The sequence below is a fragment of the Chitinophagales bacterium genome, assembly GCA_020636535.1.
Taxonomy (GTDB): domain Bacteria; phylum Bacteroidota; class Bacteroidia; order Chitinophagales; family JADIYW01; genus JADJSS01.
The window spans coordinates 1,618,361-1,631,184 of sequence record JACJXT010000011.1 but is presented as its reverse complement, the minus strand read 5'-3'; the positions used below and the strand labels follow the sequence as shown (position 1 = coordinate 1,631,184).

Sequence of the window (12,824 nt, the reverse complement as noted above, 5' to 3'; positions counted from 1 at the left end):
TTTCTGTTTATTCTACTATAAAAGGAACTGCACTATTCTCGTTTTTGTATCTAACATTAATAATATACATTCCTTTGCTATAGTTTTCTACAGGTAAAGTATATGATTTAGTACTAGCAGGAACTTCTACCTCAGTTACCACTCTGCCTAAAACATCTACTACGGTCAATGATGCATCATCAATTAAAGCAGTTTTAAATTGGATATTTACTATACCATTACTCACAGGATTTGGATACACACTAAAAGCAGTATTCTTACTAGACTTTATTCCTGTAGATGTAATTGTTGTTCTAGTAGCAGATAAAGGATTAACTGTATTATATGCTGGTCCACCAACACATGCTATATTATTATAAGCAAACACATATATATAGTAAGTTGTCCCTGCTGTTAATCCTGTAATATCAAACATAGTAGAACTATTACTTTGAGCAACTGTTGCAGTACCAACTGTTTGACCTACGGTATATGGTGTTCCACTAGCCAATGTTGGAGCAGTTGCACTTGTACTATATAAAACAATATAACCACTTGAACCATTACCAGTAAAATGACCTCTAATATTTGTATTGGTTATTGTATCAATAACTATTGCAGTTGGTTGAGTGCTTGGAGCTACACAAGCTGGTGTTGTTGCTGATGTTGTTGTATTATTACTTAAAGGACTTACTATATTGTATGCTGGACCTCCAGTGCATACTGTATTATTGTAAGCAAAAACATAAACATAATAAGTAGTACTAGCCGTTAATCCTGTAATATTAAAACTTGTACTTGCTCCACTTTGAACAACAGTTGCACTACCAACTGTTTGACCTACGGTATATGTTACACCATTAGTTAAGGTAGGAGCTGTAGAACTTGTACTGTATAATACTACATAACCATTTGCAGCATTTCCAATAAAACTACCGCCAAAACTTGTTGAAATAATATTATTAAATGTAAGCGTAGTAGGTTGTGTACTTGGAGCAATACATACTCCTAATGTACTTGTATCTCCAATAGTAGGATTCATATTATATGCTGGACCACCAACACATGCTGTGTTATTATACGCATAAAGGAAAATATAATATCTAGTACCAGAAGTTAGACCAGTTATATTAAAACTTGTACTTGTTCCACTTTGAACAACAGTTGCAGTACCTACAGTTTGACCTATAGTATAGGTAGAAGCATCTATTAATGTAGGAACTGTTGGGCTTGTACTATATAATACAACATAGCCACTTGAGCCATTACCTATGAAACTACCATTTATGCTATTTGCAGTTACACTACTATATGAAATATTTGTTGCTTGAGTACTAGGTGCTACACACGCAGGTGGTGTAGATAATGTTGTTGTATCATTTGTCAATGGAGTATTATTATATGCTGGTCCACCAGTACATGATGTATTATTATATGCATAAACAAATACATAATATAAGGTATTTGCTGTTAACCCACTTATATTAAAGCTAGTATTATTACCACTAGAAACTACTGTAGCTCCACCTACTTGACCAGTTGTATAATAAACGCCATCAACTAGTGTTGGAGCCGTTGAGCTAGTACTATACAATACAACATATCCACTTGCACCATTGCCCACAAAACTACCACTAAAACTTGTAGTGTTTAAATTACTAAATGTAAGTATTGTTGGCTGTGAAGTTGGTGCTACACAAGCAGCAGTTGCTAAAGGTGTAGTTATAGAGTCTTTATTGCTACCTAATGTAAAATTGATTTTATAATTAGGACCATATGAACAAGTATCATAAGCGAAAACTACAAACTCATAGTGTGTATTTGGATTTAAACCACTTATCGTAACAGAAGTATCTGTTCCAACATAAGCAACAATTCCTGTATCTGTTCCTTGTATAACTGTTTGTCCAACTGTATAGGTAGTTGAGTCTTTAACCGCTGGTAAAAAGCCACTTCCTTGTAAAATAACATATCCATCAGCACCTCCAACTGGAACATTATAATTTATAGTTACACTTGTAGCAGAAACATTAGTAATATTAATGCCAGTAACAGAATTTGGTTCTGGACAACCACCTAGCGTAGTAGTATCTAGTTTATTGTTTCCTGTGGAAATTCTATAAGAATAATCTGGAACACCTGAGCATATAGTATATGGTTGTATATAAACATAATATTGTGTTCCTTCTTCTAGTCCAGTAATATTAAAAGAAGTACTAGTACCTATTTGAGCTACTACAGAAACATATGTACTAAAATATACAGAATCGCCTACATTAAATGATAAGCCATCATTTGCTCTTGGTACTGTAGAAGTAGTACTATATAGTACAATATAACCATCTGCTGCTGGTGTAGTACCTACAAAAGTTCCTGCAATACTATTATTTGTTACACTTGTAAAAGTTATATCTGTAACAAAAGTATCTGCTTGAGCACATGCTACTGTAGAAGTAGTTGTAACAGCTATTTTATTTTTAGTATTTTGGAAATAAATAGTGTAGTTTGGTCCATTTGGACAGTTTACATAAGGAAATACAACTACATTATAAGTAACATTAGAATCTAAACCTGTTAATGATACCGAAGTGTCTGTTCCTATGTAAGCAACTATTGCTGTATCTGTAAATGAACCTGAAGTTTGCTCAATAATTTGTCCCACTGTATAAGTAGAATCATCTGAAACACCTGCGACATGACTATTAATTGGTCTGTATACTACTACATAACCATCTGCATTAGCAGAAGCTCCATAACTAATATCAAAGCTTGTTGAAGTTATGTTTGAAGAAGCTATACTTAATACAGAATCTGGTTCAATACATGTACTTGGTGTAGAAGTATTAACTAGTATTTTATTTTCACCTGTAGTAAAGTGAATAGTATAGTTTGATCCATTTGGACAATTTTTATAAGCCATTACTACTACATAATAATCTGTATTAGGTAGTACGCTTGTCATATTAAATGTAGTATCTGTTCCAATATAAGCAACATACGAAGTATCTGTATATGTACCAACTGTTTGTTCAATCAACTGACCTACAGTATAAGTAGAATCATCAACTACACTAGCTAAATATTGATTAGTTGGTCTATATAATGCAATATAACCGTCTGCATCTTGCGAAGCATTAAATGTAATAGTAAAACCAGTTTCTGAAACATTAGCAGTGTCTATTCCTACTACTGAATCTGGTTCTGTACATGGTGGTAAACAAGCTGAACCATTAGGTCCAAATACTCTTTCCACCCATTCTGGATGATCAATATATGGATTTCTGTTTCCTTGTACTACGAAAACTGAGTCGTTTCTATTTATTTCTAATTGACTTGGTGGATCTTGTTGATGCCAACTTACTAGTATTGGTAAAATCCAAGGATCTAAACCTGTATATGAAGCATCATCTAAAGCATTTACTGTTGATGGATTTCTCGCAACAAAAGCAGCAATACTATCTTGGTATCTTGTAACAAAATATAAGTATGCACGAGCAAAATCTCCCTTGTATTCATTACTTGGTTCAAAAACATCACCAGTATATCCATTGGTAGCAGAAGAACTTCCTACTTTAATTACTGTATTATTATAAGTTACACTACTTACAATACCCAAAGGTAAATTAGCTTTTTTAGCACTATTAACATATCCATCTGAAGGAAAAAGGTGGTGCATATCAGAATACATTGGATAATTATCCCAACTACCAAACCAAGACTGAGGCACTACATGGTCTCTATTGTAACATTGACATTCAGCACTATTTCCTGAACAAGACAAAGTAGTATAAGTATATGTACAAACTGAATATCTATCAATAATAGTATCATTACTGCTAACATCTGTTTGTCTAAAAGCAGTTAAAACATCGGCATAAGTAATTGGTGTATGTGTTGATGCTAATAAATCTTTTAATTCAGTTTTTAAATCAGCACAATATAGAGAAGTATCTATTCCATCATAATAAGTAGTAATGACTGGATTTGGATCTGTTGTAATATTTGCTGTGGTTGCTGTTGTAGTATATAATGGTCCACCAGAACAATTATCATTTAAAGAGAAAGCAAATACATAATAAGTAGTTACTGGATTTAAACCACCAACAGTAAAGCTACCACCATTACCAATATAAGCAACAGTTCCTCCACCAAAAGACTGACCAATTGTATATGTTGTTGTATTGTTTGGTGTTGCACTTAGTGTACTAGATGTACTATAAACGACAATCGTTTTATCTGCATCTGTTCCTTTGCTAAAAGTTCCTGAAATATTAGTGTTAGTAGCATCTAATGTTAATGAAGTTGGTAAATTTGTTGGAGTAACACAAGTAGGTAAAGTAGTTCCTGCAAAAGAAACAGATAAATCATCAATAGCAAGACCATCATCAGAACCAGCATTGTTATTATCTTGAAATCTTATTATGAAAGTATCTCCAACAGCAATAGACAAACCAGTAATAGTATAACTTAAGTTAGTTTGATAATTCACATCATTTCCATTTCTAGCCGCTGAATCATTAGGTGAAATTAATCCAGTTAAATTTGGTGTTATAAAATTAAGTTGAGGTACATCTGTATATGTTCCACCAGTTAAACTACCTGTACCAATAGCATATGCAAATTCGAGTGAATCAAGGTTTGTACTTCCTAGTCTCCACATCTCGCCAGTATAACCTACAGTTATTGAGGTAATAGTTGCAGATGTATTGTTGGTAAATATTATTCCATAATATAAAGTACCCGTGCCATTGGAAGCAATAGATCCTAAAGCTCTTTCTGTCGAAGCATCAGCACCAAAACTGTATATATCTCCTGTATTTGAATTTCCTACTCCGGCTCTATAGTCAATAGTACTAATTAGCCAATTTGCTGGTAAATTGGTATTAGTTGTTCCTGTATTTGCTAAGCCATCAAAATTTTGGTTATACACTTGACTGATTGAAGTAATACTTTCTTGTGAAAAGCCAATCAGTGAAATAACAAGCAATGAAAGGGTTTGTAAAAATTTAAATTTCATACTAAAAAATTAAAGTGTTTATTTTGGATGTAAAAGTAAACAAATGTTATTAAAATCATGTGAAATTAAAACAAACAATAAGTGTAGAATGTGAATAATTATTCTTTCACAAAGGAGTTAACACTTATATCGTTATTTTTATCAGTTAATTGAAGTTGATAAATACCAGTAGCCAAATGTTTTACATCAATAATAAGTTCTTTTGTATTGTTTATATTTTTGTTTTGTACTACACTACCATTGCTCTGAATAATTTGATATGTAATTGGTTGGAATGAATTACTAAATGATACATATAACAAATCTGAAGTTGGATTTGGAAATACATTAAAGTCAATAGTATTTTTATTTACAATACTTGTTGCTACATTATCTTCACCATAATAAACATCTAAATACGGTCCTTCAAACTCGGTGGTATCACCATTAAAAAAGTTTATTATGCTTTCGCTAGTTGCTGAATCTACTAGGACTTCTAATCTAAATTGAGTGTATCCATTTGTATTTATATAAGATAAATAATCAGCAATAATATCCATTCTTAAACTATAATCTACATCAATTGGTCTTCCTGCAAAACAAGCCACATCTGTAGCCGAAGCAGTAGCATTATAGTCAGACGCTTCTATTCCAACATTACCAAATGTGCCACTTTTAATATCTACACTAAAATTTGTTGGGAAATTTGTTTCAAATTTATATGATTTATAAGATCCTGATTTTCTTCTAACATAAAATGCTACTTTTTCAATAGTTTTATTTGGATCTAATACTGCTGTATTAAATGTAAATATTCCTTTTAATTTTACGCCATTGCCTTGATGACCAATTTTAACTTCGCCAGTACCAGTCATTCCAGTTTCACTAACCCAACCATCTAAAATACCACCTTCACTATAAATTGTAGTATCTACTTCTTTTTTAAGTTGTGGTATAAAAAACTTACGCATTTGGTATTCTGCTAAGTAAGTATATCCTTGTGGTCCAAGATGATAAGTATCTAAACCACCTAATCCCATTGCTGGATATGGAGAAGGATATCTTTCATCGCCACCAGGAAATGGAACAGTTTTTGGTGGATAAGTTCCAAAAGGCCAAGCTCTTAATGGAGTTGTTTGTCCGAACATCCATTGCATTAATCCAACATTATTTACGAAATGAACATAAGGTCTATTCCATAATTGAAGAATGCTATCTTGTAGATGTGCCATATAATTAATAAATGGATTGAGTTCAAATGGTTCTGGACTACCTCTTCCTTCCCATATATCTCTATATGGATTCCAAGGAAAATCTATAATTGGATCTACAAAATTTGGAAAATCGTAGCACATCCAAAGAATTTGTACATTTGGATTTTTTTCATGTATAAAATCTATAATGGTATCTAAGTTTAATCTTGCTTGATGTAATGGAGCATCTAACACACTTAGCGGATCGCCTTTGTGAATTTTAAACGCAATATCATTACCTAGCATAGACATAATCATTAAGTCAACACCATCTCTAGCATCTAATTCCATCATAGGTTGCCAAACAAATTTTGCTAGTGGATGCAAAAATGCTTCAGAGTTCATACTAATTAATGCTGTATTTCTTCCAGTACCATGATACTCTGGTAAACCAAATTTCACAAAAGCAGAATCATATGCTTTATACAAATAAGGAAAATGTGCCCAGCTATCTCCTAAAATTCTAATTTTGTTTTTATGCTGAATATTACAAGCATCTTGAGTAAAGGAAAAATTGTAAAAAAATCCTAAAAAAGCAATTAAAACAAATAAATTCTTCATTTCTAGACAATTACACAATAAATATAAATTAAATTCGTTGAAAAAAGAAAAACCAAATGAATAAATTAGTGCTTTTAGCTTTAGCATCGTTTTTGCTGCTTGGTGCAACTACGCCAAATAATAAAATTAATTTGTATGATGCTATCAATCAGAAAATTATTAGCGTAGATTTTAAAGGCAATGAAGAAAGTACACATTACTATGAACCTGTTGTAGCATCTATTCAAAATAATACCAATAGTAATTATACTATAATTTGTGATAATGGTTTTTTACTAGAACCAAGTGATGCTGCTCAACAAACACTTATTATTACTGAAGAACAAATGATAAGTCTTGCTCCGAAACAAAAAATCAATAAGCAAATTAAAGCCATGTGTATTGAACCTAATGATAGATCTGGCAATGAATTATCGACTTATACACTTACAAATAACACTGATACTTTGTTGAATAAAATGGCTGATTTTGTAAATAAACACCAATATTATACGGCTTGTGCTCAAGCAGCTATTTGGACAGTGGTTAGAAAAAATCCGTTGTACTATATATATGGTGCTGATACTACTGAAGCTAATAATCTTATAGACTACATTGCATCTATTACTGGTTGGCAAAAACAGCAGTCTCCTGATAGTTATCAATATAATTTTTACATTCCGCCGAAAGAAAAGTTAAGTGGTTCTTTTACTTTTGGATTTAAATCTGCGAAAGACATACAAGTAGCTATGTTTAATACTGATGGCATTTTAGTAAGAGAATTATTTAATCAAAAACAAGTACCACCTACAAAAAATAGAATTGAATATGCTTTTGATTTTAATACTTATACAGATGACACTTATTTTGTAAAATTGATTGTTGACAACAAAGTACTCATGGATAGAAAAATAGATGCTAAATCGACTAGAGATAAGTACAAACAAATGTGGGAACAACAAAATAGATAAGTTAAAAAAATTGTAGCTTTGTATTAAAACAATACAATTATGCAATACTGGTTGATGAAATCTGAGCCGAATACTTTTTCTTACGATGATTTAATAAAAGTAAAATTAGAACCATGGGACGGTGTTCGAAATTACCAAGCAAGAAATAACATGAAGCTGATGAAAAAAGGCGATTTAGCTTTATTCTATCATAGTGTAAATGAAAAAGCCATTGTAGGTATTATGAAAATTGCTAAAGAATATCATCAAGATCCAACTACTGATGACGAACGATGGGTTTGTGTAAGTGTATCTCCTGTAAAAAAAGTAAATAAAGTTGTAACACTTGCTGATGTTAAAGCCAACAAAAAATTAGCAGGTATGCAATTGATTAACAATAGTAGACTTTCAGTTCAGGAAGTAAGTCCACAACATTTTGAAGAGATATTAAAAATGGCTGATACTAAGTTGTAAACTATACATCTTTGTACTTTCTCAATATCCAATAAGCTAAAAGTGAACTGATAATACAAGCTATTGCTACCAACCTAACACCCAATGGATTGCTTGGTGTTTTTCCTAATAACAACAACGAAGGAAAAATTAAACTGGTTATGGCTACACCAATTTTCATCATAAATGTTTTTAATGCAAAGTACGAGGCATTTCTAGCAACGCCAGTTTCATCCATATTTTTCTGAGCACAATCGCTGGTCATAGACATAGGCAAAATACCCAAAACAGCTGTAGGAAAAGCATTAAGTATTACATATATAGCTATTGCAACAGTAGTAGATATATGAAAAAAGCCAATTGAAGCTGTAAATAAATTAGCAAATACCAAACTTAAAATAGAAATGCTCATTATTTTTTTCTTGCCATGCTTTGCTACTAATTTATCAATAATAGGATACATAAGTAAGGAACCAATACCAGTTGCATACAACACCACAGAAGTATAAACATTATCTAAACACAATAAAGCAGTAACAATATATGGCACTGCAATGGTAAATATTTTTGTAGGAAACCAATAAATCAATTCTACAATAACCAATACTCTAAAATTTTTATCATTCCAAACATCTTTCAATACATCATAAAAATGGTGTTTTTGTTTAGCTTCATGATTTAAGTGTTTTCCAGAATTATCTGGTACAAATAAGATTGGCATTAGCATTAAAATAAAAGAAATCAAGGCATAGAAAATAATACTTACTTTAAATATCTGTTCGTTGGTATATTGATTTTCAAAAACTTTTAAAATAATATTGATGGTCTGACCAATTCCAATTCCGGCAGCATAAGCAATAGAAATCATCATTACAATATGCAATCGTTCTTTAGCATCTGTAGCAATTTCATTAATCAACGCACTATAAGGCGTAGTATAAAAACACTTTATGATGAAAGCAAAAAGTACCGTAACAATTAACCAATAAGTATTAATAGCACTTACACCATCTCTTAATGGAAAAAATACCAACGCCGACAATACTGCAAGTGGTAGCACCGCAAAAGCCATCAGTGTTTTTCGTTTACCAAACTTAAACGAAGCATTATCGCTAATCATACCTACAATAGGTTCCATAAAAGCACTAATCATATAGCCAACAGCCGAAAGCAATCCTACAATAGTGAATATCTTTAAAACCGAACCTTGATACACAAAAGCTTTAAACAAAGGTGTTCCATTGTCTGGTGGTAGATAAAAGAAGAAAATTAGCTCTGTAAATCCAAAAACAGCCAAACTCCAACCAGCTTGTCCTGCTGCAAAAGCTATCTTTTGAAATATAGAAACAGATACTTGATTTTTCATCAAGGCGAAAGATAATCAATTATTCATTATTACTACTCAATATACAATTAGAGACATATAAATATTTACTTCTAAACTAGACTGATTATTTTACATTATAAAAACAGCTTACTCTACATAATAATAACACTCGTTAATAAAATTTGACGCTACATATTATAACAGCTTTTTATCTTGTGAACTCAATAAGCTATTATGGCAGATTTTTTAGAAAATGAAGAGCAAGTTACCACTATTGATGGTTTATATAAAAATTGGTTTCTAGATTACGCTTCCTATGTAATATTAGAAAGAGCAGTGCCAGCTTTGTACGATGGTTTAAAGCCAGTGCAACGCCGAATTATGCATGCCATGAAAGAAATGGACGATGGTAGATTTAACAAAGTAGCGAATATCATTGGTAGTACCATGCAATTTCATCCACATGGAGATGCTTCTATTAACGATGCTATTGTAAACATAGGTCAGAAAGATTTATTACTTGATTGCCAAGGAAACTGGGGCGATATTAGAACTGGTGATAGTGCTGCTGCTCCAAGATATATTGAAGCACGACTATCTAAATTTGCACTAGATGTAGTATTTAACGAAAAAACTACCGAATGGCAATCTTCTTACGATGGAAGAAAAAGAGAACCAGTTTTGCTACCAGTAAAATTTCCTTTATTGTTAGCACAAGGTGCAGAAGGTATTGCAGTTGGTCTTTCTACCAAAGTAATGCCACATAATTTTGTAGAGTTGATTGAAGCGTCTATTGCTTATCTTAAAAATAAAAAGTTTAAGCTGTTGCCAGACTTTCAAACTGGTGGTTTAATGGATGCCGAAGAGTATAATGATGGTGAACGAGGTGGAAAAATTAAACTAAGAGCCAAAATAGAAGTAGACGATAAAAAGACGCTTAGAATTACCGAAATTCCACACAGTACTAGCACTAATAGCTTAATCGATTCTATTTTAAAAGCGAATGAAAAAGGCAAGTTTAAAATCAAAAAAGTAATTGATAACACGGCTAAAGATGTAGAGATTCTAGTAGAGTTACATCCAAATACTTCTTCTAATATTGCTATTGATGCCTTGTATGCTTTTACCGATTGCGAAGTATCCATCTCGCCAAACACTTGTGTTATCATCGACGAGAAACCACACTTTACTACGGTAACTAATGCTTTAAAAATATCTACCGATACTACTGTTAGTTTATTAAAGTTAGAGCTAGAAATTAAACTTAATGGACTAGAAGACAAATGGCATTTTTCATCGCTAGAAAAAATATTTATAGAAAATAAAATCTATCGAGATATTGAAGAAGAAGAAACTTGGGAAGGCGTTATCAGTGCTATCGATAAAGGTTTAAATCCGTTTAAAAAGCTTTTGCGTAGACCAGTTACAGAAGATGATATTGTAAGATTAACAGAAATTAAAATTAAACGAATATCTAAATTTGATAAGAAAAAAGCAGACGAACTTATTCAAAGTTTGGAAGATGAAATGGAGCAAACCAAACATCATTTAGAGAATTTGGTAACTTTTGCTATTGACTATTTTAAAGAGTTACTCAACAAATACGGAAAAGGTAGAGAACGAAAAACGCAAATTATAAAGTTTGATACTGTTGAAGTAAAACAAGTAGCTGCTAATAACGAAAAACTATATGTTAACAGAGCAGAAGGTTTTGTTGGCTTTGGTAAAGATTTAAAGAAAGACGAATTTATTTCAGAGTGTTCTGATATTGATGATATTATTGCTTTTACACAAGATGGCATTATGAAAGTAGTTCGAAATGCAGACAAAGTATTTATAGGTAAAAATATAATACATGTAGCTGTTTGGAAAAAGAACGACGAAAGAACAACTTATAATGTAGCTTATTTAGATGGAAAATCTGGTAAAACATTTATAAAAAGATTTAATGTAACTTCTATTACTAGAGATAAGGAATACCATATTACCAAAGGCACACCTAAGTCAAAACTATTATACTTTACTGCAAATCCAAATGGCGAAGCTGAAATTATCAATATTTTGCTTACACAATCTTGTAAAGCCAGAATTAAAAATTTAGACTACGATTTTTCATTTATTGATATTAAAGGTAGAAGTGCACAAGGAAATATTCTAACAAAATATCCAGTTAAAAAAATTACACTGAAAGAAAAAGGAGTATCTACCATTGGTGGAATTGACATTTGGTTAGATGATGATATTGGTAGATTAAACACAGAAGAAAGAGGAAAATATTTAGGCAATTTTATTGATGACGATAAAATATTAGTCATACTAAAATCTGGCGAGTACCTACTTACCAATTACGAATTAACGAATAGATATAATATGGAAGATATTGTATTGGTAGAGAAATTTAATCCAAAAACAGTAATTACTGCAATCCATTATCAACCAAGTAAAAAATGTTATTTAGTAAAACGATTTAATGTAGAAACACTAAGTACCGACCAAAAATTTAATTTCATTACAGAAGAAAAAGGAGCAACATTATTATTTGCAACCACACATCCAAATCCAAAAGTAAATTATACTATTGCTTTGCCTAAAAAGAAAACAGAAGAAGCAGCAATTAACTTAGCAGATTTTATAGAAGTAAAAGGTTGGAAAGCTATTGGTAATAAACTTGTAGCAGGCACTATTAAAAAAGTAAGCTTGTTAAACGAAGCCGAACGAGCAGAAGTAAAAAAAGCAACTAAAGAAATCGACTTTGAGATTACCAATCTAAAGGACGACGACAGCCAAACTTCATTGTTTTAGTTACAATTTTTGAAATAATGTGATTAGTGGCACAAAAAATTATTTTGTAGCATTGATTAACTCTTGGATATTAAACTTAGACATTTGCATAAATGCATACATGGCTTTTGGTGCAGTTGCTGGATTATTCATTAATTCGCCTAAAATAGAAGGCACAATTTGCCATGAAACACCAAACTGGTCTTCTAGCCAACCACATTTGTTGTATTTTCCTCCATTGCCCAATTCATTCCAATAATGGTCAATTTCTTCTTGTGTATCACAAGTAATAACATAAGAATTTGCTGGAGAAAATTTGTATTCTGGTCCACCATTCATTGACATAAACTTTGTTTCATTTAATTCAAAAATGACAACCATTGGATTTTCTGAAATGATTTTTGAACTTTTGAATACTGAACAATAAAAATTAGCCGCTACTTTAGCTTGATTATCAAACCATAAGCATGGAAAGAGTTTGTTGGTCATATTTTAGTTTTTATTATTTTCATGTTTTTCCCGCAGAACTCACAGATTTACGCAGA

7 protein-coding genes are annotated in these 12,824 nt (G+C 31.7%); 3 read left to right on the top strand and 4 right to left on the bottom strand.

Features of this window, described 5'->3' with window-relative positions; all coding sequences use genetic code 11:
• Nucleotides 1-7: 7 nt before the first annotated feature.
• Entirely contained in the window at nt 8-4,996 is a 4,989-nt protein-coding gene (locus tag H6553_07645; protein ID MCB9033694.1) for an endonuclease, read from the bottom strand.
• Between the two features lie 98 nt (nt 4,997-5,094).
• Nucleotides 5,095-6,789: a T9SS type A sorting domain-containing protein gene (locus H6553_07640; protein MCB9033693.1), complete on the bottom strand. Its 1,695-nt coding sequence runs from the start codon at nt 6,787-6,789 to the stop codon at nt 5,095-5,097.
• 56 nt (nt 6,790-6,845) lie between these two features.
• Between H6553_07640 and H6553_07635 the strand changes: the two genes are divergently transcribed.
• Both H6553_07635 and H6553_07630 read left to right on the top strand, forming a co-directional pair.
• Nucleotides 6,846-7,739 carry a hypothetical protein gene (locus tag H6553_07635; GenBank protein MCB9033692.1) on the top strand — a complete coding sequence of 298 codons (894 nt, stop codon included), beginning with the start codon at nt 6,846-6,848 and terminating at the stop codon, nt 7,737-7,739.
• 39 nt (nt 7,740-7,778) lie between these two features.
• A complete protein-coding gene (locus H6553_07630; GenBank protein MCB9033691.1) occupies nt 7,779-8,192 on the top strand; it encodes an EVE domain-containing protein in 414 nt (137 codons plus the stop codon).
• 1 nt (nt 8,193) lies between these two features.
• On the opposite strand, the gene H6553_07625 is transcribed toward H6553_07630, so the two are convergent.
• Nucleotides 8,194-9,537 (bottom strand): MFS transporter, encoded by a 1,344-nt coding sequence (locus H6553_07625; protein ID MCB9033690.1) that lies wholly within the window; start codon nt 9,535-9,537, stop codon nt 8,194-8,196.
• 195 nt (nt 9,538-9,732) lie between these two features.
• Here H6553_07625 and H6553_07620 point away from each other — a divergent pair, with 195 nt between their 5' ends.
• Complete coding sequence (locus tag H6553_07620) at nt 9,733-12,300, top strand: DNA gyrase/topoisomerase IV subunit A (GenBank protein MCB9033689.1); 2,568 nt, start codon at nt 9,733-9,735, stop codon at nt 12,298-12,300.
• A gap of 39 nt (nt 12,301-12,339) precedes the next feature.
• On the opposite strand, the gene H6553_07615 is transcribed toward H6553_07620, so the two are convergent.
• On the bottom strand, nt 12,340-12,768 hold the full coding sequence (locus tag H6553_07615) for a VOC family protein (protein MCB9033688.1): 429 nt from the start codon (nt 12,766-12,768) through the stop codon (nt 12,340-12,342).
• Nucleotides 12,769-12,824 lie beyond the last annotated feature (56 nt).